Genomic DNA, 23,138 nt, shown 5'->3' with positions numbered 1-23,138 from the left:
TCAAATGATTTATGAAATACTCTAGATTAAAAATTCAGTTAGAATCACTTCGATTATCATTGAGTTTATCGTGCTATCCCAACACTTTTGCCATTGCATTTGTCACTTTACTGAGTTGCTCGGGGGTGATGATATACGGTGGCATCACATAAATCAGCTTGCCGAATGGGCGAACCCAAACGCCATTTTCTACAAATACTTTTTGTAAAGCGGCTGTGTTTACGGGCTGCTTCATTTCAATCACGCCAATTGCACCAAGAATGCGCACATCTGCAACACTAGGGTGGGATATTAAAGGCATCAATTCAGCCTTAAGTTGTTGTTCGATATCGGCAACTGTTTCCTGCCAAGGGCTATTGAGTAATAAGGTCAAACTGGCATCCGCTACAGCACAGGCGAGAGGGTTACCCATAAAGGTTGGCCCATGCATAAAACAACCTGCTTCACCATTGCTAATGGTTTCTGCCACATGGCGAGTTGTGAGGGTGGCTGAAAGTGTCATATAACCACCTGTTAGTGCCTTACCTAAACACATAATATCGGGTGATATATCAGCATGCTGGCAAGCAAACAATTTCCCTGTACGACCAAAACCAGTCGCAATTTCGTCAGCAATCAATAGCAAACCATACTGATCGCACAAATGGCGGACTCCCTTTAAATATTCAGGGTGATAGATGCGCATACCACCGGCACCTTGGACGATCGGCTCAAGGATGATCGCTGCAATTTCATCACTATTTTCGGCAAGTTGTACTTCAAGAGGATGCAAATCGGTGCTGTCCCATTCGTCGTAAAAACCGCATTGAGGCGCTTCCACAAAAATATGCGGAGGTAAATACCCCTTATACAGGCCATGCATTGAATTATCAGGGTCACAAACGGCCATCGCACCGAAGGTATCTCCATGATATCCATGACGTAATGTGAGGATCCGCTGGCGCTTTTCCCCTTTGGCTTGCCAATATTGCAATGCCATTTTTAGAGCAACTTCAACCGCCACGGAGCCGGAATCGGCAAGAAATACACATTCCAGCGGCTCTGGTGTGATGGCAACCAATTGCTTACATAGGTTCACTGCGGGTGGGTGGGTGATCCCGCCAAACATCACATGGGACATTTTCGCTAATTGCGTTGTTACCGCTTGGTTTAATACAGGATGATTGTAACCATGAATAGCAGCCCACCATGAAGACATACCATCAATTAATTTTTTTCCATCGGCCATGATTAGCTCAGCGCCATGGGCTTCAACTATCGGATAAGCCGGAATTGGTTGGCTCATCGAGGTATAAGGGTGCCAAATATGTTTGGCATCAAACTGAATATCTACATTATCCATTTGCTATCATCGTCAACTTTTTTAGATCATTTTAGTTGACATGATAGTCGCAATATTTAAACTGGCAACAACTTTTTCAACTGGAGAGTTTCCGTGAGCCAATTAAAACAATGGACAATAAAACAAGCTAATGAACTGTTTTCAATGCCTTTTTTTGAATTATTATTTCAGGCACAGCAAATTCATCGCCAACATTTCGACCCGCAGCAAGTGCAAGTGAGTACGTTGTTATCGATTAAAACCGGGGCTTGCCCTGAAGATTGCAAATATTGTGCGCAAAGTGCGCGCTATAAAACAGGGCTAGAAACTGAAAAGTTAATGGAAGTTCAGCAAGTGCTGGAATCCGCGAAAAAAGCGAAGCAAGCAGGCTCAACCCGCTTTTGTATGGGGGCTGCGTGGCGGAATCCGAAAGAACGCGATATGCCTTATCTTGAGATGATGGTAAAAGAAGTGAAGTCATTAGGGATGGAAACCTGTATGACATTAGGGATGATTGATAATTCCCAAGCTCAACGCTTAGCAGAAGCCGGGTTAGATTATTATAACCATAACCTTGATACCTCTCCTGAATACTACGGCAATATTATTACGACTCGCAGTTATCAAGACCGCTTGAATACACTCGAAAATGTCCGAGATGCAGGGATCAAAGTCTGCTCTGGTGGGATTTTAGGCTTAGGTGAGAAAGTCAGTGACCGAGCGGCATTATTAGTGCAATTGGCAAATTTACCGAAGCCACCAGAAAGTGTGCCGATCAACATGTTGATGAAAGTTGAAGGAACCCCAATGGCCGATAACGAAGATGTCGATGCATTTGATTTTATTCGCACTATTGCCGTTGCACGTATCATGATGCCAACGTCATACGTTAGGCTATCGGCAGGTCGTGAATATATGAATGAGCAAACTCAGGCATTATGTTTTATGGCCGGTGCGAACTCCGTATTCTATGGGTGTAAATTATTAACGACGCCAAACCCCGATGAAAACAAAGATTTAGCACTATTTAGAAAACTGAATATTAACCCTGAGCGAATTGAAACTGACGAAGGGGATAACCATCAAGCTGCTAAGTTAGCCGAAACGCTGTTAACCGCTGATAACCATCAATTTTATAACGCAGCAGTATAATGACTTGGCAATCATTTATACAAAACCAGATAGAGCAGCGTAAACAGGCTTCTATCTGGCGTCAACGGCGCTGTATTGATAGTGCTAATGGTCGTTCACTTTTTCTAGCTGGAAAAGAATTTCTTAATTTTTCATCCAATGATTATTTGGGGCTATCTCACCATCCTCAAGTAATTGCCGCGTGGCAACGCGGTGCTGATGAATATGGTGTGGGAAGTGGGGGATCGGGGCATATTACCGGGTTCACCAAAGCACATGATAAATTAGAGCAAGCGCTCGCTGATTGGCTAGGCTACCCGAAAGCCTTATTGTTTATTTCAGGTTTTGCTGCGAACCATGCGGTGATCACGGCATTAATGACGACAAATGATCGTATTTTAGCGGATAAACTTAGCCATGCATCGATTATGGAGGCCTCGATTCATTCAGGGGCTCAATTAAGGCGCTTTCAGCATAATAATCCTCTATCACTTAATAAGTTAATTCAAAAAACCGTTTCAGGAAAAACGCTTGTCGTTACGGAAGGGGTTTTTAGTATGGATGGTGATAGTGCTCCCCTTCAACAATTACAGGAAATAGCTAGAAATCAGCAAGCTTGGTTGATGGTTGATGATGCTCATGGGGTTGGCGTTATCGGAGAGCAAGGCCGTGGCAGCTGTTTTGCGAGTGGAATTAAACCTGAAATTTTAGTCGTGACATTTGGCAAAGCATTTGGTTTAAGTGGCGCAGCGGTGCTGTGTGATGAGCCAACGGCTGACTATTTTGTACAGTCCGCACGCCATTTAATTTATAGCACGTCAATGCCACCCGCTCAGGCTGTCGCACTGCTAGCAGCCGTTGAGCAAATTAAGCTCGCAGATCACGCAAGAGAAAAGCTTAACCAACATATTAAATATTTTAGACATAATGCTGACTTTGATGGTATGCAGCTAACTGATTCAACCACGGCCATTCAGCCACTAATTGTTGGTGAAAACCAAGCGAGCCAACAGTTAGCCAATTTTTTACGCAAAAAAAACATTTGGGTGCAAGCGATCCGACCGCCAACAGTTCCACCAGGGAGTGCTAGGTTACGGATCACGTTAAGTGCTGCACACCAACGTCAAGATATCGATCAATTATTGGAGGCTTTACATGACTTTATCGCTCAGTCGTGAAAAGCATAAAATTGCGGCGGCATTTGGCCGTGCGGCTAAAAGTTATGACGCAGTGGCAAGTTATCAACGATCAACAGGAACACAACTGCTTGGTCAACTGGCTTCAGCCTTAAATCACTCACAATCAGCGGTGCCATTGCATATCTTAGATGCAGGGTGCGGTACGGGGTATTTCAGCCATAAACTGAAAAATCAAGGGCATCGCGTCACCGCATTAGATCTTTCTGTGGGAATGCTCGAAATGGCGCAAACGAAAGCCGTTGCCGATCATTATTTATGTGCGGATATAGAATCCATTCCATTGGATCCACAACTCTTTGACGTGGTTTTTTCCAATTTGTCGGTCCAATGGTGCCAAGATCTGAGCAAAGCATTAAGCGAGTTATATCGAGTGACAAAACCGGGGGGAGTAGTGGTGTTCACCACACTTGCAGAGCATTCTCTGACAGAATTATCCTCAGCTTGGCATTCACTTGACGGCTATTCACATGTGAATGCCTTTCTCAGTGTTCAGCAGATACGAAATAGTTGTCAGTCATGGAGACATGAACTTATTTTTCAGAAGGATACACTCTATTTTCCTGAGTTAATAGCGCTGCTTCATTCACTGAAAGGGATTGGCGCGACACACTTGACCACGAAGCGTAAAGCGGGGCTAATGACCCGCCAGCATTTGCAGCAACTTGCTTTGCTCTATCCAATGACAGAACAAGGCTTACCTTTAACTTATCATACGGTGTTTGGAGTGCTTTACCGTGACTAAAACGTACTTTGTAACCGGAACGGATACTGAGGTCGGAAAAACTGTGGCGAGCTGTGCTTTGTTGCAAGCCGCGGGAAAACAAGGCTGGAAAACAGTGGGTTATAAACCAGTCGCTTCAGGAAGTGAGATGACTGAGCATGGCCTGCGAAATAGTGATGCATTATTATTACAAGCCAATAGCCAGGTTAAATTACCCTATGAGGCGATTAACCCGATTGTATTTGAGGCGCCAACTTCACCGCATATTATCAGTGAAGAACTAAATCAACCCATTGAATTTTCAGTGATAAATAAAGGCTTGGCTTATTTGAAGTCCCAAGCTGATTGGCTATTAGTGGAAGGTGCTGGTGGCTGGTATACCCCGCTATCCAGAGAAAAAACGTATGCAGATTGGGTGATTGAACAGCAGCTACCCGTTATTTTAGTCGTTGGGGTTAAGTTAGGTTGTATAAATCATGCACTGTTAACCATGGAGTCTATCAAAGCTTCAGGTTTATCTGTGGTAGGCTGGGTGGCCAATGAAATAGAACCCGCAGGTGTTTTCCAAGCGCAATATTTGTCGACACTTAATCGAATGATTAAAGCACCTTGTTTAGGCGTGATCCCGCACCAAAAAACACTTAGCGGCAAATTAGGACGCTATTTGGATCTTTCTTTATTAACTATTTGATTATATAAAAATAGACATGTTTTCCCCAAGCAGCGCTAATGGCTTGGGGTTGATCGATTGTTAAATAAGGATCCGATCTTTTTTAACGTTCTCAACTTAAATACTGTCAAGTTTTTCAGTAAAAATACCACTCAGATCTTAATAAAAAAGATAAAATCTGTTTTTCATCGCGGTTACTACGTAAAAATTTTTTCATTAAACTGCCATCTTTTTGTCATTTAGCCTTCATTGAACAAATTTTCAAGATCTCGTGAATCCATGAGCCGAAAGGGCTTCAAGAGTTATCCACCATTTCTGTGGATAACCTTGTGTATTAACGTTATAAAACAAGTTCTACGCTAGGTGGCAAGCGGCTTTGACTTTATTTGATGTGATTCTGGACTTTAAATTAATCTATAATAAATACAAATGGTTAAATAAAATCAAGACTTCAATTTGTATTTGAGATACGGCATAAAAATGCAATAGCATAAAATATAAAGTTTCAAAAAGGTCAAGTACTTTTTTGGGGATAACATTTTTATAAACATATTAGAACGGAGAATAACAGAAAATTTAGCTTCAATACTTGAAGCTGGTTTTTTATCCAGTATCATAATGGGAGAAACTAGTTAAGGGGCGTTAATATGAGTAAGGATTTTAAGCTGTATTCTGATTTTCAGCCGGGAGGGGACCAGCCCGAAGCTATCCATAAGTTAAGGGAAGGGCTACAAGATGGACTTGCTCATCAAACTCTATTAGGCGTAACGGGGTCCGGTAAGACGTTCACAATTGCCAATGTTATTGCGCAAGAGAACCGGCCTACCATGTTAATGGCACATAATAAAACCTTAGCTGCACAGCTTTATAGCGAAATGAAAGCCTTCTTTCCAGATAACGCGGTGGAATATTTCGTCTCTTACTATGACTATTATCAGCCAGAAGCATACGTTCCAAGCTCAGATACTTTTATTGAAAAAGACGCCTCTGTAAACGAACACATTGAGCAAATGCGTCTATCTGCAACCAAAGCCTTACTCGAACGCCGAGATGTGATTGTGGTGGCTTCTGTGTCCGCTATTTACGGTTTGGGTGACCCGGATAGCTACTTAAAAATGATGTTGCACCTCACCGATGGCATGATCATCGACCAGCGCTCAATTTTAAGGCGTTTAGCGGACTTGCAATATTCGCGTAATGACCAAGCTTTTACACGAGGGACTTTCCGAGTCCGTGGTGAGGTTATCGATATTTTTCCTGCGGAATCAGACGAATATGCCTTACGTGTAGAGCTATTTGATGACGAAGTTGAACGGTTGTCATTATTTGACCCATTGACAGGGCAAATACAGCATCGTGTTCCCCGTTTTACCGTTTATCCAAAAACGCACTATGTCACACCAAGAGAACGTATTCTTGAGGCCATGGAACAGATTAAGGTTGAATTGGCAGACAGGCGAAAAGTATTACTGGAAAACAATAAATTACTTGAAGAACAACGCATTGCTCAACGAACACAATTTGACTTAGAAATGATGAATGAGCTCGGTTATTGTTCAGGTATTGAAAACTATTCACGCTACTTATCGGGTCGTGCTCCTGGCGAGCCACCACCGACATTATTTGATTATTTACCTGCTGATGGCTTACTGGTGGTGGATGAGTCTCACGTTACTATTCCGCAAATAGGTGCGATGTACAAAGGGGACCGTTCAAGAAAAGAAACTTTAGTGGAATACGGTTTTCGTCTCCCTTCTGCATTAGATAACCGCCCTATGCGCTTTGAAGAATTCGAGGCTTTAGCGCCGCAAACTATTTATGTGTCGGCAACACCGGGTAACTATGAGCTCGATAAATCAGGCAATGAAGTGATTGAGCAGGTTGTTAGGCCAACAGGTCTACTTGATCCGATTATTGAAGTTCGCCCAGTTTCTACGCAAGTGGATGATTTACTATCTGAAATTCGTATTCGTGTGCAAAAAAGTGAACGTGTGTTAGTGACCACTTTAACAAAGCGCATGGCAGAGGATTTAACGGAATATCTTGAAGAGCACGGGGAGCGAGTGCGTTATCTTCACTCCGATATCGATACAGTGGAGCGCGTGGAAATTATTCGTGACCTGCGACTTGGCGAGTTTGATGTACTAGTTGGGATCAACTTATTAAGAGAAGGTTTAGACATGCCAGAGGTATCTCTGGTGGCTATTTTAGACGCGGACAAAGAAGGTTTCTTGCGTTCGGAACGTTCGCTGATTCAAACCATAGGGCGTGCGGCCCGTAACTTAAATGGTAAGGCAATCCTCTATGGAGACAGGATCACCAACTCCATGCAAAAAGCGATCACAGAAACAGAGCGTCGCCGTGCTAAACAAATGGCGTTCAATGAAGAACATGGCATTGTTCCGCAAGGTTTGAATAAGAAAATCGGTGATATCCTGCAAATTGGTCACAAAGTAGGCGGTAAAGGAAAAAGCCGTACGAAAGACAATGGTAAAAATAATAATTCGGTTGATATTCAATCACTGTCGACAAAAGAGTTGGAGCAACGGATTTCACAGCTTGAAGCGCAAATGTATAAGCATGCTCAAGACCTTGAATTTGAAGCGGCTGCGCGAGTCCGAGACGAATTGCAGGAGATACGCTCTCAGTTTATCGCTAATTCCTAATTTTCCTCATACTTCACGCTGTGGGGGTGTTGGCTACGTTTAGTCACTCGGGTCACTATGCTCCTCGAGCTGCCTTCACTTGCCGCCTACCCACAACGCAAAGTATTTTGAAAATAGATTTAGTGGAAATACGGGAAACATAGGGCTAATTTTAGGGAAAGTTTTCCGCTGCGAGTATTTAGCAGCGGAATGGCAGGTGGGGGGTTATAACAAGTTGATGGTTTCTTCGATGGCTTGTAGTAACAGCTTTCTATCATGACGATATGGGATATCGTCTGCTTCGAGTACTCGTTGGATTATTTTGCGTTCTGGGCTGATATTGCTTGTTTGTGTCCGTGGGCCAAGGATTAACGCATCAATTTTTTGGCAGCCAATATAATGTTCCATCATTTTTAGTTTGTCAGGCAAAGACAGGTTGGCTGCAGGGGAGCTAATTTCTTTCGCTAAATTGCCAATATAAATCATCGGAGCTTTACATTCGCGCAGTGCAGCCGCAATTTCATCCAAAAGCAGTAATGGCATTAAACTGGTAAAAAAACTGCCTGGGCCGATAATAATTAAATCTGCTTGGTGAATGGCTTGTAAGGCTTCTTTCGTCGCCTTGACGGTCGGGTACAAACGTAACTCTTGTGGGATTTCATGTAAGGCATCAACATTCACCTCACCGTATACTTCATTGCCCATTTCATCGATAGCCATTAAATCAACAGGGGATTCCGACATTGGGATCAACTGCGCATCAACTTTTAGCATATTACGGATAAGATTTATGGCCTCTAGCGGGCGCACACTTAGGTGGTCTAATGATTTTAACATTAAATTACCTAAATTATGGCCTGAAAGCTCGCCATTACCGCTGAAACGGTATTCAAACATCGCTGAAGCAATAGACGGCTCAGTAATTAGCTGATTTAAACAGTTACGCATGTCTCCCCAAGCGATCCCGCCTTCGGAACGACGAATACGACCTGTCGAGCCTCCATTATCGGTTGTGGTAACAATACCCGTTAAACGAGAACCTAAAGAAGAAAGTGAAGACATCACGCGACCAAGTCCATGCCCGCCACCTAGAGCGACAACATGTCTGAGATCCGCCAGACTGCAATTCGGCATAGTGTTCCTATATCAGTTAATTTCCAGTACTTATAAAAGCAAGTAAACCAGCGAGTTACGAATGCGGTTTTTTACGCTAAAGCCCGTTTTATGACGACTAAAATAAATTGGGCATTAATCTACCATAAAACATCATTCTTAGCTTAAGTACTGTGACAAAAAACAATAAAAGAGATGATTCTGTATTGATGTGGGCCTTAGACGGAAAAATGCGCGAGAGAGTTTTCATTTCAAATTATTATCTATATTATGTAAATAATTCTCATTTTCATTGTTTATTTTATGGATCAATATGTCTGATTCAGAATTACAGCGCCTGTTTGCTCGCCATTCGTCGTCGTTATGTCGTTATCTGAACATCTACCTTAAAGACCATAGTTTAAGTATGGATATTACGCAGGAAAGCTTTGCTCGGTTGGCCGAGTTGATGAAAAACCCTGCCATTCAAGATTTTGATGCTTATTTGTATCGAATTGCGAAAAACCTGATGGTCGACCATTTCCGCCTACAGAAAAAACAACGATTAATGGCTATCAGTGACCAACAGTGGGAAGAGATCCCATCGCGGGTGAAAGGCCTAGAAGCCACTGTCATTCATGATCAACAACTAGAACAAATTCAAAAAATTATCCAAACTTTGCCATTCAGGACTCAGGAGATATTTCGCTTGCATCGAGAAGAAGGACTAACCCAAACGGAAGTGGCGCAGCATTTAAATATTTCATTAAGTACAGTCGAAAAACATTTAGCCAGTGCATTGGCAATGCTAATTCATAAATGGAGAGACTAGTCATGAAGCCATCTGATAGTCCATCTGAAATTGAAAACAAAGCCGCAATGTGGGTTGTGAAAACAACGCATCGCGAGTTGACATCACAAGAGAATGCAGCGTTCCAGTCTTGGCTTAATGCGTCAGAACAACATGCATCAGCTTACTTCCGTGCTCGGCAATTATGGGCACTAACGGCGAATAAACCACGACAACAAACAGCAGAAAATCAACAGGGAATGAAAAAAAAGAGACGCCCTCGCTATGTTGGTTTATCGATCGCCGCGGCTGTGCTAGTGAGTGTGTTATCCATGTCAATTTGGTATTTTCAATATACACAGCAAGTGGATTACTATGCGAAAACCGGTGAAATACAGCATATCACCCTACCGGATGGTAGCCGTGTAGATCTCGACAGTGGCGCACAGTTGCAATTAGCGTTTAATTCGCAGTACCGGCAAGTCAATTTATTACGGGGACGCGCTTACTTCACCGTCGCACCAAAAACGGATACGGAACCAAGGCCTTTTCAGGTTATGGCGAAAAATGGCATAACTCAGGCGCTTGGTACTGAATTTTCAATTGATAATGAAAATAGCGAAGTGGTGGTCAGTGTTTATCAACACAGCGTAAAGGTGTCGCTATTATCAGGGCAGGAAATGCTTATTCCAGCAGGAAACTTCACACAATATCAATCAGAGATAACACCTATGGCTTCCATGGTTAATTCGCATTCTACAGTATGGCGCGAAGGGCAAATTATTTTTCAACAGCAAATATTTCCAGAAGTTATTGCTGAAATAAATCGTTACCGTGACAAGCAAATTATTTTATTGGCTGAGGAGCCAGTAGGGCACATTAGTGGTGTATTACAGATTAACGCACTCGATAGTGGGCTGACGCATCTGGTGTCATCGTACGGTTTATCCGTTTATGAAATCCCATTTTTTACTTTAATCTATTGATTATGAATAAGTAGTATAGATATTAAGTGATACCGAATTATTTTATAAAAATTTATTTACGGGTTTTCCTAATTTTCGCGTCTTAACCTAAGTGATTATGATTTTTATTACCATTATAATTTTAGGGATGGGAAATGACTCAAAAAAAGCACCACTATAAAAAAGCGACACTTTGTGTTCACCTTGCATTATTTACGTTACCTGCATTTTCATTTTTTAGTCTAGCACAGGCAAACTCAGCGGTAGCGCCTGCACAACAGGAAATCATATTTTCTGTTGCTGCGGGTTCGCTTGAAAACAGCTTGCTGCAATTCGCCCAGCAAGCAAAGGTAGAAATTATCATTCAGAGCCGAGAAGTGAATGGTTTACAAACTCAAGGCTTGAAGGGGAGTTTTACGCTACAGGAGGGGTTACGTCGATTAATTGCTTCAAACCCTGTGCAATATCAGTTGCAAAATAACCGGATAACCATTGAGCGTATCGCGCCTGCTACCAGTGATTCAGTGATCAAATTGGATAATATTACTGTCACAGCAAGCCAGCTCCAACAAGGGGATTGGGTATATAGCAGTCCATCATCCGTCAGTGTGATTAGTAAAAAACAAATTGATGACCGCCCACCAAAGCACATAGCCGATGTGTTAGAACTCACGACAGGCGTCTATTCGAGTGTTAGCCAGCAAGACCCTTCTTTGTCTGTGAATATCCGTGGGATACAGGATTATGGTCGCGTGAATATGAATATCGATGGCATGCGGCAAAACTTTCAAAAAAGCGGACACGGCCAGCGCAATGGTTCTATGTATATCGACTCAGAACTGCTTTCTGGAGTGGAAATACAGAAGGGCAATACGAGTGGGATGGGGAGTGGTGGAACCTTAGGTGGGGTGGCGACCTTCAATACTGTCAACGCGTCTGATTTTTTATCGAAAGATAAAACCTTTGGTGGGAAATTGCATGCGAGTACAGGGTCAAATAATACGCACTTTATTGGTAGTAGTGTGCTGGCATTAGGGAATGAAAAAGCGGATTTACTGTTTGCGGCAAGCGAACGGCGCCTTGGGGATTATAAACCGGGAACTCACGGTAATATTGGTAATATACGAGTCAACAATGGGGCCGGACATTACGATGAACTTGCACACCAATTAAAACACACTCGCATTAATGACAGTAATTACCGAATGACCTCTTATTTAGCAAAAGCTGGTTGGAATATAAGTGATGAGCAGCGTTTGCAATTTAATTACTTAGAAACCAAAGTGGCAACGCCAAATGCAGGAACATTAACGAACTTAGGTGGTACATGGCCCTACAAGTTAGGGTGGAAAAGTAGCGGTTTCAGTGATGTAACCGCCAAAAATTATTCTCTTGATTACACTCAATTTAGCGATAACCCATGGAGCACTGAGTTAAAGGGAAAAGTGTATTTTGTTGATACTAAAGACAATACAGACACCTATTCCACGAGCCAAATTTATAATAATGGCTACCAGATGGATACTCGAGTCAAAACGGTAGGGGTACAGCTTGAAAATCATTCAGAAATTGAATTTAACCATAACAATGTATTAAAAGCGCATTATGGTTTGGAAACCTTCCAAGACAAAGCGAGTAGTAGTTCAACACGTGAAGCAGCTAGTGGCGTGACACCGGACGGAAAACGTTCATTGAGCTCATTATTTACTAATTTGGCTTATGAATACGATGATTGGTTAACATTAGAAGGGGGAGTGCGTTATGACTACTATTCTCTCAAAGGCCAAACCAGTATGCGTTATGGCGTACTTCCTTATACCAAAGACAACCCATGTACAGGCAGAAGGTTACGTGATTGCAAAGTTGTTATGACGACTGAGAATTGGGATGTTGATAACTCAGAAGGGGCATTTTCACCCCACATTCGCTTAGCGGTACGTCCTAATCTTGAGTGGATGGAATTATTTACCAGCTATGGGCGGTCATGGCGCCCGCCAGCCATTACAGAAACGTTAACCACAGGTAGTGCTCACAGTAGTTCGACCCAATTCCCGAATCCGTATTTAAAACCTGAGCGTTCAAATGCTTGGGAAGTGGGAATGAACATCAATTATCCGCAATTATTTATCGAAGAGGACCGATTTGTGGCGAAAATCGCCTATTTTGATACTCGAGTAGATAACTACATTAATTTAGCGATTGACCGTAAAAAACCCGGAATGGTTAGCCCTAATATTGGTAATGCCGCATACAGCAATAACTTGGTTGCAACCCGTTTTAGAGGGTTTGAATACCAACTGAATTATGATGCAGGCTTTGTGTATGCAGACCTGACCTTTACCCACATGATCGGCAAAAATAAATTCTGTTCACGGCCCGCATGGTTAGGTGGCGTATTGAAGTATGGCGAAGATGTTGGTCCCGGTAACTGGTATGTTGAGCCAAATGAGGCATCAAATAACCATGTGGATTGTGATAGCAGCGCCATTTTTAGTAGTGCCGCAAACTTACCTGGAGATCGCGGTTCCTTTACATTAGGTGGGCGAGCGTTTGACAGAAAACTCGATGGGGGAATGGTCATTCGCTTTACACCTGGTTTTCAAGACTATTCAACGGGCTCTAATTCCCCTTACTTAGCCGATTGGCCTAAATATACACTGATTGATTTATATGCAAGTTATGCATTAACCGACAATTTAACTATTCGTGGAAATGTTGAGAACTTAGCCAATCGAGCGTATGTGGTTAGTTATGGGGAAAGTTTGGCTAATACATTAGGTCGAGGTCGAACAGTGTCGGGAGGGATAGAGTATCGTTTCTAAATATACGTCATACTTTACGTTGTGGCGTTTTGGTTAATAAATTTTGTGCCTTACTATTTATTTTTAATTGATATGCCAATTATTTAATTTGAAATACCGGTTTTGATAAGCGTTAAGTGCTGTTATTTACAACGTAAACAATTAGATGGGGAGCTTGCTCCCCGTTTTAGATCTATATCAATAAATGTTTAATTAAATAGTTAGAGATGTTAATCAATTAACATGAAATTATGCGGTTTAAAGCGTGTTAAAACAGAAAATTGTCAGTGATAATAATAGCTTCGGTGATCCAACTATGTTTTTCGTAAGTCGTTGTATATAATAGTATATATCGAATTGTAATTCGCTTTTTCAATTTCTATCGGCTAGAATCCTTACATAAATTAAGTGAACAGAGTGGCGTATTTTATAGTTTAAAATCAGTAACTCGGTTCCAAATAAAACTCCTAGCCTTTGCGTCTAAGTTTGAACGACTGAATATGATGCACTGGCCGTGGCCTAGAGCCACCAGGGTGCAAGATAGAAATGTCTGCATCTCCCGTACTTGGAAAGGTGTGATTATGCAGCAACTTGTCGATCAATTTGACCGGAAATTTTACTATCTTCGGCTTTCTATAACAGATGTTTGCAACTTTCGTTGCACATACTGCCTACCCGATGGCTACAAGCCAAGCGGTCGTCATGAATTCTTAACACTCGATGAAATTCGTCGTATTAGCACAGCATTCGCAGAATTAGGCACAGAAAAAGTGCGTATTACGGGCGGTGAGCCGACTATGCGCAAGGATTTCAGTGATATTATTGCTGCCATCAATGAAAATGAATCAATCAAAAAAATAGCCGTGACAACTAACGGCTATCGTATGGCGCGAGACGTGCAAGAATGGAAAGCCGCAGGGTTGAACGCGATTAATGTGAGCGTTGACAGCTTAGATCCACGCCAATTCGCGGCCATCACAGGGCAAGACAAATTCTTTCAGGTGATGAAAGGCATTGATGCTGCTTTTGAAGCAGGCTTCGAAAAAGTAAAAGTTAATGCCGTGCTCATGAAAAATGTCAATGACATTGCGTTGAAGTCATTCCTAAATTGGATCAAGCACCGTCCAATTCAATTACGTTTTATTGAACTCATGGAAACCGGTGATGGTAGTGATATCTTCCAACGTTTTCATATTTCAGGTGAAACTATTCGCGAACGTTTAATCGAAGAAGGCTGGTATATGCTTCCTCGTTCTCGTAGTGATGGGCCAGCGCAAGTCTTTAGTCATCCAGATTACCAAGGCGAAATCGGGCTTATCATGCCGTACGAAAAAGATTTTTGCCAAAGTTGTAACCGTTTACGCGTTTCCTCATTAGGAAATCTGCATTTATGTTTATTTGGTGAAAATGGCATTCCGCTTCGTGATTTATTGGGCGCAGATGACCAAAACGAAGCGTTGAAAGCCCGTATTCAGCGAGGCTTACACCATAAACGAGAAACCCATTTTCTGCATATGGGTGATAGCGGAATTACACCAAATTTATCCGTAATTGGCGGTTAATCCTTTTTTGATTTCAGGAGAAAATATGTCCCAACTGACTCACCTTAATGCGTCGGGCGAGGCGCATATGGTTGATGTTTCAGCCAAAGCTGAAACTGTCCGTGAAGCTCGCGCAGAAGCTTATGTCACTATGAACCCAGCAACCTTAATGATGATTGTTGATGGTAGCCATCATAAAGGGGATGTGTTCGCTACAGCGCGTATTGCGGGTATTCAAGCGGCAAAAAATACCTGGCAGCTTATCCCATTATGTCACCCACTATTGTTAACTAAAGTTGAGGTAACCCTGAAAGCGGAACCTGAACATAACCGTGTCCGTATTGAAACTTGTTGCCGGTTAACAGGGAAAACAGGGGTAGAAATGGAAGCGTTAACTGCTGCATCTGTTGCTGCTTTGACGATTTATGACATGTGCAAGGCAGTGCAAAAAGATATGGTGATTGGCCCTGTTCGTTTGTTAGAAAAGACAGGCGGTAAGTCTGGACATTTTAAGGTGGAATAATGATCACAGTATTATTTTTTGCTCAAGTTCGTGAGCTAGTTGGAACGGATCGCTTAGAACTTACAGAGACTTACCAAAAAGTGGAAGACTTACGCCAAGCCCTTTCACAAAAAGGCGATCGCTGGGCGTTGGCACTTGAAGATGGCAAATTACTTGCCGCTGTTAATCAATCATTTGTTTCACTAGACCACCCACTCTCAGAAGGGGATGAAGTGGCCTTTTTCCCACCAGTCACTGGGGGGTAATATGGAAAACACTCATATTGCAGTACAAACAGAAAATTTTAGTGTTGGTGAACAATATCAATGGCTTGCGCAGTGTGATAGTGATGGCGCTGTTGTGACTTTCACAGGGAAAGTGCGTAACCATAATTTAGGTGATAGTGTGGCGGCATTAACGCTCGAGCACTACCCAGGAATGACCGAAAAAGCGTTAGCAAATATAGTTGTAGAAGCAAAAGAACGTTGGCCATTGCAGCGAGTTAGTGTGATCCACCGCATTGGTACCTTACAACCAGGTGAAGAAATTGTTTTTGTTGGGGTCACGAGCGCCCACCGTAACGCTGCATTTCAAGCCGCTGAATTTATTATGGATTACTTAAAGACCAAAGCCCCATTTTGGAAAAAAGAAACCTTACCTGAAAATGAACGTTGGGTGGAAGCGAAAGAAACTGACGAAGCGTCTGCAAACCGCTGGTAATCGCATTTTTTCCGCTAAAAAATACGAATTTGCTGAATGGTATTGTCAAAAGAATGTGTTAGACTTTGGTTAATTTCTCCGATTGCAGTATTTTTACTGGGTCGATTTTTCTTTTAGCGAAAGGGTAACCATCATGGGTCAGTTTGATCAACGTAATGATTCTCTTGTCCAGGGTGCCAATACTGGCGTTCAGGCATTTATGTCGCAAGTATACGGCTGGATGACAGTCGGTCTACTGCTGACAGCTTTTGTGGCATGGTATTCAGTTAGCAGTGGTTTGTACTACACCATTGCAACCAATAAAATCCTCTTTTTCGGAATGATTATTGCTGAACTTGGTTTAGTGATGGGCATTTCATTTCTGCTACAAAAAATTAGTGGCATGGCAGCAACGGGCATGTTTATGCTCTATTCATTGCTCACAGGCTTAACAATTTCAGTTATTCTTGCCGCGTATACTGGTGAGTCCGTTGCGGGCACATTTGTTATTACCGCAGTGATGTTTGGTGCATTAAGCTTCTACGGCTATACCACTAAACGTAGCTTAACAGGTATGGGTAACTTCCTGTTTATGGCGCTGATCGGTATTGTTGTCGCTTCTTTGGTTAACATCTGGCTGCAAAGCACCATGATGTATTGGGTGATCACCTACGGTGGTGTTTTACTGTTTGCTGCTTTAACCGCTTATGACACTCAAAAACTGAAAGAAATGGGTTCACAAATTGATGAAGACGACAGGGAAACAATGCGTAAGTACTCTATTATGGGTGCACTGTCTCTGTATTTAGACTTCATTAACCTGTTCTTAATGTTACTGCGTATCTTCGGTGACCGCCGCTAAATTCAGTAGCTCTCCTCATAGTGCTATGAAATGAGGAGATAGAAGTCGTTAAAATTGAAAACCCTTGTTACTTCGGTAACAAGGGTTTTTTGATTTAAATACTATCGTAAAATATGATTTGGATATTATTAGCTTGCTTGTTATTCAAAGCGTTAATGGTAGTTCCAATGCTTTAAATTGTGCTTCCAAAGCGTAATGTGATTTCTTTATGATCACGCTATTTTCTTCCTAAATAAATAATAAGCCACTGAGCTGGTGATTATCGCAATGATAAATAGTGGCCATAAGCTGTGAAAGATAACTGAAAAATCAGCATTTTTTAGGTATATCTGTTTGGTGATTTCAGTGAAATGGCGAATAGGGTTAATCCACGTGATTTGTTGCAGCCAAATTGGCATGTTCTCGACTGGGGAAATGTACCCCGATAACAGCACTGCTGGCATCATAAATACAAATACCCCAATGAATGCTTGTTGCTGAGTTGAACACAGTGCTGAAATGAGTAAACCGAACCCTACCAATGACAACCCGTAAAATAACATGGTGGCATAAAAGAGGAGCAGGGAGCCAGCAAAAGGAATTTGATAGCAAAAGATCCCAATAACTAGGACCAAACTTGCTTGTGCTGTCGCTACTATCAATGCAGGCACCGCCTTACCAATAAATATTTGCCAAGTAGTCAGGGGGGATACTAGCAATTGGTCAAGGGTACCTTGCTCCCTTTCCCTCGCGATAGAAAGAGATGTCACAATCAACACCCCAATTGTGGTTATCAACGCTACCAATGAGGGCACAATAAACCACTTATAATCTAAATTTGGGTTGTACCAATTGCGAACAATTAATTCACTGTTGTTTGGCAGAGCCTGTGCTTGCGTTAGCTCATGTTGGTATTGAGTGACAATTTGTGCAACATAGTTTGCTGCAATTTGCGCGCTATTTGAATTACGCCCATCAAGGAGTAACAGCATGTTAGCGCTATGGCGACTTGCAACATCGGCACTAAAGTTTTGCCCAAAACGGACAACCAGCAGCGCTTTGCGGTTATCAAGCGTTTCACGAATTTCGTGTTCATTCTTCAATAATAAAACCTGAGAAAACGCACTGGCTTTGGCGAGACGTTGAGTCAGCTCGATAGAATGTTCACCATTGTCTTGGTCAAAAATAGCAATAGTTGTGTTAGTCACTTCAAGCGTGGCTGCTAGGGGAAATAAAATCATCTGAAATATCACGGGTAAAATCAAAATAACCCGTGTTTGTGGTTCTTGAAGTAATGATTGAAGCTCTTTCATAATTAAGGTGTATAGGCGATAAAACATAACTTCACCTCAATCCAAACGACGGCGAGTTTTTAGCGCCGTCAGTCCAATAAATAGTATTGCAGAAGCGATTAGTAGCAGGAAATCTATCAATAAAACAATATAGATATCACCGGCAAGAAAGAGTGTTTGTAAGCTACTGACAAAATACCGAGCAGGGATAAAATAAGTCACAGCCTGAATAATGGCTGGCATGCTATCAATTTCAAAAATAAACCCAGATAACATAATGGCAGGTAAGAAGGCGGCATTCAGAGCGACCATCGCTGCGTTAAATTGGTTACGAGTAATTGTTGAAATCAATAACCCCATTCCCAGTGCGGTTGCCAAATAAAGACTGGTAATGACAAATAAGACCAATAGAGAACCGCGATAGGGTACCCCTAAGATAAATGTGGTGACAAACATGCATAACACCATCACAAAAGTACCGAGAACTTGGTAAGGCAATAATTTTGAAAGCAATAATTCAGTTTTAGTAATTTGGGTTGAAAGCAATGCTTCCATCGTGCCACGTTCCCATTCTCTTGCGATAACTAAAGAGGTCAAAATGGCACCAACTACGGTAATAATGATACTAATTGCTCCTGGAATAATAAAATGCTGACTAATTGCAGCTTCATTAAACCAATAGCGCATATTGAGCTCTATTAATGGGTCTGTTGGGTAGCCTTGATTTTCCCCTTGCTGTGCCAACCATGTTTGCCAAACACCTTGGGTATAAGCTTGCACAAAGTTAGCTGTATTTGGTTCGCTACCATCAGTAATAACCTGAATAGCTGCATGGCCTTGTTTTTGCAACAATTGAGCTGAAAAATTGACAGGAATGACGATAATGCCGCGAATTTCACCCGCTTGCATTTTGTCGATTAATAAATGGCGGTTATGACTAATAGTCGCATCGATAAATGGCGAACCCGTGAAGGTATCAACCAATTCACGTGCTTGAGAGCTTTGTTGATCAAGTAAAATACCAACGCGTAATTTACTTGAGTCTAAATTGATGCCGTAACCAAAAATAAATAATAACATCAATGGAATAAGTACAGCGATAAGGGCACTGCTGGGGTCACGAGTAATTTGTTTACTTTCTTTCCAGCATAGTGCTTTAAGCCTACGCCACGAAAAATGAGAAGCGGAATGCGTCATTTTGCCTCCTGTTGCTTATCATAATCCATAATCAAGCCAATAAATGCATCTTCCATCGATGGGTCGGGATTATCGGTAGTCGTCACTTGCTGTTTGAGCTCGTCAGGCGTGCCAGCTGCAATAATTTTTCCATGGTAAACCAGCCCTATACGGTCACAATATTCTGCCTCATCCATAAAGTGAGTCGTGACCATTACGGTGACGCCTTTATCTACCATTCCATTGATATGTAGCCAAAATTCCCGACGTGTGAGTGGGTCAACGCCTGAGGTTGGCTCATCTAAAAATAAGATATCAGGCTCATGCATCAATGAGCAGGCGAGGGCTAAACGTTGTTTATAACCCAGAGGGAGGGATTCAGTAACCTGATTGATAATCGGTTTGAAATTAAAAGCCTCAACCATTTCGTGGATTTTTTTGGCTTGTTGCTGATGGTGTAACCCATAAACACCTGAAAAGAATTTCAGGTTTTGTCCCACTTTCAGGTTGCCGTACAGCGAGAACTTTTGTGCCATATAGCCAAGTTGTTGCCTGACTTTGTTTGAACTCGTTTTTAAATCCATTCCAAGAACGAGTGCTTGCCCACTTGTGGGTTTCATTAACGCACACATCATTTTAAAGGTCGTTGATTTCCCTGCACCATTTGGCCCCAATAAACCAAAAATTCCCCCGCGTTTCACTTGGAAATTTACGCGATCAGTTGCGGCAAATTGGCCAAATTTTTTGGTTAAATTACGCGCTTCTATGACGGTTTCTTCAGGAGCAGGTGGAATTTGCGGCACGATAGCGGCTAATTCCGAACGATGAGATGGGCCTCCACCTAATAAGTCAATAAATGCATCTTCGAAACGAGGCTGCGCTTCAATGAGTTTCCCATCTGCCATATTTAATGCGGTTAATAAATTCGTTTGGGATGCATTCGGCTTCAAAATTAAGCGAATATAGCGGCCTTGGATCACGCCATCGGTAGTTTCTGGTAATACGAGTGCATTTTGCAATACTGTGCGTTTTTGTGTGGCAGGTACATCGAGTAAAAAGGAACGTCCCGCCATTTTTTCAGTCAATAATTCAGGTTTACCTGCATAAAGCTGTTTGCCTTTATTTAATAGCAGTACATTTTTACACTGTTGTGCTTCATCTAAATAGGAAGTACTCCAAAGGATCAGCATTCCATCATCAGCAAGGGTATGAACCATTTGCCATAGTTCCCGCCGAGCGATGGGGTCAACACCAACACCGGGTTCGTCGAGTAAAAGAACCTTGGGTTTTCCTAGTAATGTACAGGCTAACCCGAGTTTTTGTTTCATCCCCCCTGATAATTTACCCGCCAGCCTACTGGTAAAAGGAGCTAAGCTAGTGAAAGAAAGCAGCTGCTGATAGGTTTTTTGCCGCTCTTCGCCGAGTACTCCACGCAAATCTGCGTACAAATTTAAATTTTCCTGTACAGTCAGGTCTTCATATAAACCAAATTTTTGGGGCATATAGCCTAGGTCTGCTCGCATAGCAATGCTGTCGTCGATGGGGTCGAGCCCCATCACGCTAATTTTCCCAGCATCTGGTTTTAATAGCCCTGCAATCATGCGCATTAAGGTTGTTTTTCCTGCACCATCAGGGCCGACAAGGCCAGTTACAGAGCCCCCATGAATATCGATTGTTAAGCTTTCAACGGCAGGTGCACCTAAGCCAGCAAAAGTTTTCTCGACGTTGGATAGGCGAATACTGTAATCATCACTCATAGCAAACTCTTACTGTTTATTATCAGCAAACTGAATAGTCACAGGCATTCCTTGGCGTAAAGCATCGTCAGCATCATTGACAACGATACGCAGTCGATAGACTAAATCGGTTCTTAAATCAGGGGTTTGTACGCTTTTAGGCGTAAACTCAGCGGTAGGGGAAACAAACCCGATGGAACCATGATAAGGCTGATTCGGGCGGCTATCGGTATACAGCAAGACCTCTCTACCAGGGATGGCATCTCCGAGGTGTGGTTCGCTAACATAGGCTCGAACCCAAACGGGGTTTGTTAATGTGACGCTAAATACGGTATTACCTGCACTGATGATTGTGCCCGGTTCTATTGCTCGGGTTAAAATAGTCCCAGATGAAGGTGCAGTTAAAATGGTGTCTTTCAAGTCGAGTTCAGCTTGGGCAACAGCCGCTTCAGCTTGTAACCATTCACCTCGTGCAGCGGCTATTTCTTCTTGGCGAAAGCCACTTTGGTATTGATTCAGCTTGTCTTGTGCTGCTTGAAGAGCGGCAAATGCTTGGTTTCGGTTGTTTTTCGCGTTGTCTAAATCATTAGCTGAAATAACGCGAGATGCTGCAAGCCCTTGCTGACGTTTATAAAAGTTATCGGCATATTGCCAAGCTGCTTGTTTTTGAGCCAACTCCGCTTCAACTTGTGCGATTTCTTGGGTGCGGTAACCACTTTCTTTCAAAGCGAGTTGGGCTTTGGCGCTGTCGCGCACCCCTTTGGCTTTATTTAACGCGTTAATGTAGGGAGCGTCATCCAGTTGACCAAGCTGCTGGCCTGCAATAATTTTTGCACCTTCATCAACGCTTAGGGATGCAAGCTTGCCCGGGACACGAAAACCGAGATTTACCGTGCGGACATCAACATTGCCGTAGAGTGTTAATATCTTGTCTTGCTGTGATTGATAGTAGTAATAACCGCCAATTGCAGCGCCGATTAATATGAGAATAATGAAAACAACAACAGAACGGTTTTTATTGCTCATAGCTAACCTTACTTAAAGAATCCACGATATGAAAACAAATTTGTTGTTAGAGGCCGCTGTTTTTAGTGGAAAAATGTGGCATAAATTACAATAAAATCATCAGCCTCTAGTTATTATCAATGTGAATAAATCACTTTAATATTTTTATCATATCACTTTTCATATTGTTTGCGATGGCGTAAGCCTGCTAATAATATATTTGTATGCTCAATAAGAACTTGATTAATAATTTTAAATTCATTTTCATTAATATGCTTCCAACCGGTTTGACGTAATAACGTCTCTCTAGCAATACGAAATGACAGCGTTTCGCCAAGGATAGCGTGAGTGTGAATTAGCGTTGTTAAATGATTGGGATCAGCACCAATGTAAATGGCAATCAAACGGTTTAGACGCGAATGTATTGGGCCTAAAGCCTGTTCGTGGATGATTGTATAGGCTTCGGTTGGGTTGAGTTGTTCACGTGCTAATATGCGAGAAAAACTTAAATTTTTCTTTTCCAACTGAAAGTGATTATAGGCAATGACTGTTTTTTGTAGTAAACCAAGCGCATCATCAGTGACTTGAACTGATAAAGGTTGATTTAGAAAGTTGTCAATTTCTTGAAAGACATCATGGAAATCGTCCCGGATTGTTTGTGTGATAAGCTGAGCAACAGCTAAGTAAAGTCCTTCTTTTGAGCCAAAATAATAAGAAATTGCGGCGATGTTTTGCCCTGATGCCTGTGCGATTTTGCGTGTGGTAGCGCCATCGAGCCCTTGTTCTCCATATACATCAGCAGCAGTGAGAAGCAATTGCATTTTCGCATTTTCTCCTCGCAATGTTGACGATGAATTTGTATTCATAACCATTCCTTTAAAAATTCAGAATTAAATAATATCTAATTAGCTCTTGGTGGCTTTTCATTTTTATAAAAATCAAAAAACGACATCTCATAGTACCATGTAAGTATATATACTATACGAATGAGATTTTATATTAATTTATTAA

Annotated in this window: 20 protein-coding genes and 1 riboswitch; of the genes, 13 read left to right on the top strand and 7 right to left on the bottom strand. The window is 42.1% G+C overall.

Annotated features, from left to right (window positions below; all coding sequences use genetic code 11):
- Positions 1-73 precede the first annotated feature (73 nt).
- On the bottom strand, positions 74-1,342 hold the full coding sequence (bioA, locus tag PR809_RS09880) for an adenosylmethionine--8-amino-7-oxononanoate transaminase (RefSeq protein WP_102138356.1): 1,269 nt from the start codon (positions 1,340-1,342) through the stop codon (positions 74-76).
- A 93-nt stretch (positions 1,343-1,435) separates the two neighbouring features.
- Here bioA and bioB point away from each other — a divergent pair, with 93 nt between their 5' ends.
- The 5 genes from bioB (at position 1,436) to uvrB (ending at position 7,708) form a co-directional block, all read left to right on the top strand.
- Positions 1,436-2,473 (top strand): biotin synthase BioB, encoded by a 1,038-nt coding sequence (gene bioB / locus PR809_RS09875; RefSeq protein WP_102138357.1) that lies wholly within the window; start codon positions 1,436-1,438, stop codon positions 2,471-2,473.
- Entirely contained in the window at positions 2,473-3,630 is a 1,158-nt protein-coding gene (gene bioF, locus PR809_RS09870) for an 8-amino-7-oxononanoate synthase (protein ID WP_206275905.1), read from the top strand. The genes bioB and bioF overlap by 1 nt, the downstream gene beginning before the upstream one ends.
- Complete coding sequence (bioC, locus tag PR809_RS09865; RefSeq protein ID WP_166266370.1) at positions 3,608-4,393, top strand: malonyl-ACP O-methyltransferase BioC; 786 nt, start codon at positions 3,608-3,610, stop codon at positions 4,391-4,393. Before bioF ends, bioC begins: the two co-directional genes overlap by 23 nt.
- On the top strand, positions 4,386-5,063 hold the full coding sequence (gene bioD / locus PR809_RS09860) for a dethiobiotin synthase (RefSeq protein ID WP_166266373.1): 678 nt from the start codon (positions 4,386-4,388) through the stop codon (positions 5,061-5,063). Before bioC ends, bioD begins: the two co-directional genes overlap by 8 nt.
- A gap of 626 nt (positions 5,064-5,689) precedes the next feature.
- The gene (uvrB, locus tag PR809_RS09855) at positions 5,690-7,708 is read left to right on the top strand and encodes an excinuclease ABC subunit UvrB (protein ID WP_102138361.1); all 2,019 of its coding nucleotides are present in this window, start codon (positions 5,690-5,692) and stop codon (positions 7,706-7,708) included.
- A gap of 204 nt (positions 7,709-7,912) precedes the next feature.
- On the opposite strand, the gene PR809_RS09850 is transcribed toward uvrB, so the two are convergent.
- Entirely contained in the window at positions 7,913-8,821 is a 909-nt protein-coding gene (locus tag PR809_RS09850) for a gluconeogenesis factor YvcK family protein (protein WP_004909155.1), read from the bottom strand.
- Positions 8,822-9,113: 292 nt separating this feature from the next.
- On the opposite strand from PR809_RS09850, the gene PR809_RS09845 reads away from it, so the two are divergent.
- From PR809_RS09845 to PR809_RS09810, 8 genes are all read left to right on the top strand, one after another.
- Entirely contained in the window at positions 9,114-9,611 is a 498-nt protein-coding gene (locus PR809_RS09845) for an RNA polymerase sigma factor (RefSeq protein ID WP_102138362.1), read from the top strand.
- A gap of 2 nt (positions 9,612-9,613) precedes the next feature.
- A complete protein-coding gene (locus PR809_RS09840; RefSeq protein ID WP_206275904.1) occupies positions 9,614-10,555 on the top strand; it encodes a FecR family protein in 942 nt (313 codons plus the stop codon).
- 134 nt (positions 10,556-10,689) lie between these two features.
- Positions 10,690-13,356, top strand: coding sequence for a TonB-dependent hemoglobin/transferrin/lactoferrin family receptor (locus tag PR809_RS09835; protein ID WP_102138364.1), 2,667 nt, complete (start codon positions 10,690-10,692; stop codon positions 13,354-13,356).
- 431 nt (positions 13,357-13,787) lie between these two features.
- Positions 13,788-13,927: riboswitch (molybdenum cofactor riboswitch) on the top strand.
- Complete coding sequence (gene moaA, locus PR809_RS09830) at positions 13,917-14,897, top strand: GTP 3',8-cyclase MoaA (RefSeq protein WP_102138365.1); 981 nt, start codon at positions 13,917-13,919, stop codon at positions 14,895-14,897. (Overlaps the previous riboswitch by 11 nt.)
- Before the next feature lie 25 nt (positions 14,898-14,922).
- A complete protein-coding gene (moaC, locus tag PR809_RS09825) occupies positions 14,923-15,399 on the top strand; it encodes a cyclic pyranopterin monophosphate synthase MoaC (RefSeq protein WP_195698354.1) in 477 nt (158 codons plus the stop codon).
- A complete protein-coding gene (gene moaD, locus PR809_RS09820; protein WP_102138367.1) occupies positions 15,399-15,644 on the top strand; it encodes a molybdopterin synthase sulfur carrier subunit in 246 nt (81 codons plus the stop codon). The genes moaC and moaD overlap by 1 nt, the downstream gene beginning before the upstream one ends.
- A 1-nt stretch (position 15,645) precedes the next feature.
- Positions 15,646-16,098, top strand: coding sequence for a molybdopterin synthase catalytic subunit MoaE (gene moaE / locus PR809_RS09815; RefSeq protein WP_102138368.1), 453 nt, complete (start codon positions 15,646-15,648; stop codon positions 16,096-16,098).
- Between the two features lie 133 nt (positions 16,099-16,231).
- Complete coding sequence (locus PR809_RS09810) at positions 16,232-16,939, top strand: Bax inhibitor-1/YccA family protein (RefSeq protein WP_004256664.1); 708 nt, start codon at positions 16,232-16,234, stop codon at positions 16,937-16,939.
- Between the two features lie 212 nt (positions 16,940-17,151).
- Here the strand turns inward: PR809_RS09810 and PR809_RS09805 are convergent, their stop codons facing one another.
- From PR809_RS09805 to cecR, 5 genes are all read right to left on the bottom strand, one after another.
- Entirely contained in the window at positions 17,152-18,258 is a 1,107-nt protein-coding gene (locus tag PR809_RS09805; RefSeq protein ID WP_195698355.1) for an ABC transporter permease, read from the bottom strand.
- Between the two features lie 9 nt (positions 18,259-18,267).
- A complete protein-coding gene (locus PR809_RS09800) occupies positions 18,268-19,407 on the bottom strand; it encodes an ABC transporter permease (RefSeq protein ID WP_206275903.1) in 1,140 nt (379 codons plus the stop codon).
- Entirely contained in the window at positions 19,404-21,143 is a 1,740-nt protein-coding gene (locus tag PR809_RS09795) for an ATP-binding cassette domain-containing protein (RefSeq protein ID WP_206275902.1), read from the bottom strand. The genes PR809_RS09800 and PR809_RS09795 overlap by 4 nt, the downstream gene beginning before the upstream one ends.
- Positions 21,144-21,152: 9 nt before the next feature.
- Positions 21,153-22,148 (bottom strand): secretion protein HlyD, encoded by a 996-nt coding sequence (gene hlyD / locus PR809_RS09790; RefSeq protein WP_166266390.1) that lies wholly within the window; start codon positions 22,146-22,148, stop codon positions 21,153-21,155.
- A gap of 152 nt (positions 22,149-22,300) precedes the next feature.
- The gene (cecR, locus tag PR809_RS09785; RefSeq protein ID WP_195698358.1) at positions 22,301-22,999 is read right to left on the bottom strand and encodes a transcriptional regulator CecR; all 699 of its coding nucleotides are present in this window, start codon (positions 22,997-22,999) and stop codon (positions 22,301-22,303) included.
- Positions 23,000-23,138 lie beyond the last annotated feature (139 nt).

The sequence above is a fragment of the Providencia sp. PROV201 genome (assembly GCF_028479545.1).
In the GTDB taxonomy this organism is placed as follows: Bacteria; Pseudomonadota; Gammaproteobacteria; order Enterobacterales; family Enterobacteriaceae; genus Providencia; species Providencia huaxiensis.
The sequence above is the reverse complement of the archived record's forward strand: the minus strand, read 5'-3'. Positions and strand labels throughout refer to the sequence as shown.

Excerpts from the sequence above, each read along its gene's own strand:
- bioA (WP_102138356.1), bottom strand. The coding sequence starts at position 1,342 with ATGGATAATGTAGATATTCAGTTTGATGCCAAACATATTTGGCACCCT.
- bioF (WP_206275905.1), top strand. The coding sequence starts at position 2,473 with ATGACTTGGCAATCATTTATACAAAACCAGATAGAGCAGCGTAAACAG.
- bioC (WP_166266370.1), top strand. The coding sequence starts at position 3,608 with ATGACTTTATCGCTCAGTCGTGAAAAGCATAAAATTGCGGCGGCATTT.
- uvrB (WP_102138361.1), top strand. The coding sequence starts at position 5,690 with ATGAGTAAGGATTTTAAGCTGTATTCTGATTTTCAGCCGGGAGGGGAC.
- PR809_RS09850 (WP_004909155.1), bottom strand. The coding sequence starts at position 8,821 with ATGCCGAATTGCAGTCTGGCGGATCTCAGACATGTTGTCGCTCTAGGT.
- PR809_RS09845 (WP_102138362.1), top strand. The coding sequence starts at position 9,114 with ATGTCTGATTCAGAATTACAGCGCCTGTTTGCTCGCCATTCGTCGTCG.
- PR809_RS09840 (WP_206275904.1), top strand. The coding sequence starts at position 9,614 with ATGAAGCCATCTGATAGTCCATCTGAAATTGAAAACAAAGCCGCAATG.
- PR809_RS09835 (WP_102138364.1), top strand. The coding sequence starts at position 10,690 with ATGACTCAAAAAAAGCACCACTATAAAAAAGCGACACTTTGTGTTCAC.
- moaA (WP_102138365.1), top strand. The coding sequence starts at position 13,917 with ATGCAGCAACTTGTCGATCAATTTGACCGGAAATTTTACTATCTTCGG.
- moaC (WP_195698354.1), top strand. The coding sequence starts at position 14,923 with ATGTCCCAACTGACTCACCTTAATGCGTCGGGCGAGGCGCATATGGTT.
- moaD (WP_102138367.1), top strand. The coding sequence starts at position 15,399 with ATGATCACAGTATTATTTTTTGCTCAAGTTCGTGAGCTAGTTGGAACG.
- moaE (WP_102138368.1), top strand. The coding sequence starts at position 15,646 with ATGGAAAACACTCATATTGCAGTACAAACAGAAAATTTTAGTGTTGGT.
- PR809_RS09810 (WP_004256664.1), top strand. The coding sequence starts at position 16,232 with ATGGGTCAGTTTGATCAACGTAATGATTCTCTTGTCCAGGGTGCCAAT.
- PR809_RS09805 (WP_195698355.1), bottom strand. The coding sequence starts at position 18,258 with ATGTTTTATCGCCTATACACCTTAATTATGAAAGAGCTTCAATCATTA.
- PR809_RS09800 (WP_206275903.1), bottom strand. The coding sequence starts at position 19,407 with ATGACGCATTCCGCTTCTCATTTTTCGTGGCGTAGGCTTAAAGCACTA.
- PR809_RS09795 (WP_206275902.1), bottom strand. The coding sequence starts at position 21,143 with ATGAGTGATGATTACAGTATTCGCCTATCCAACGTCGAGAAAACTTTT.
- hlyD (WP_166266390.1), bottom strand. The coding sequence starts at position 22,148 with ATGAGCAATAAAAACCGTTCTGTTGTTGTTTTCATTATTCTCATATTA.
- cecR (WP_195698358.1), bottom strand. The coding sequence starts at position 22,999 with ATGGTTATGAATACAAATTCATCGTCAACATTGCGAGGAGAAAATGCG.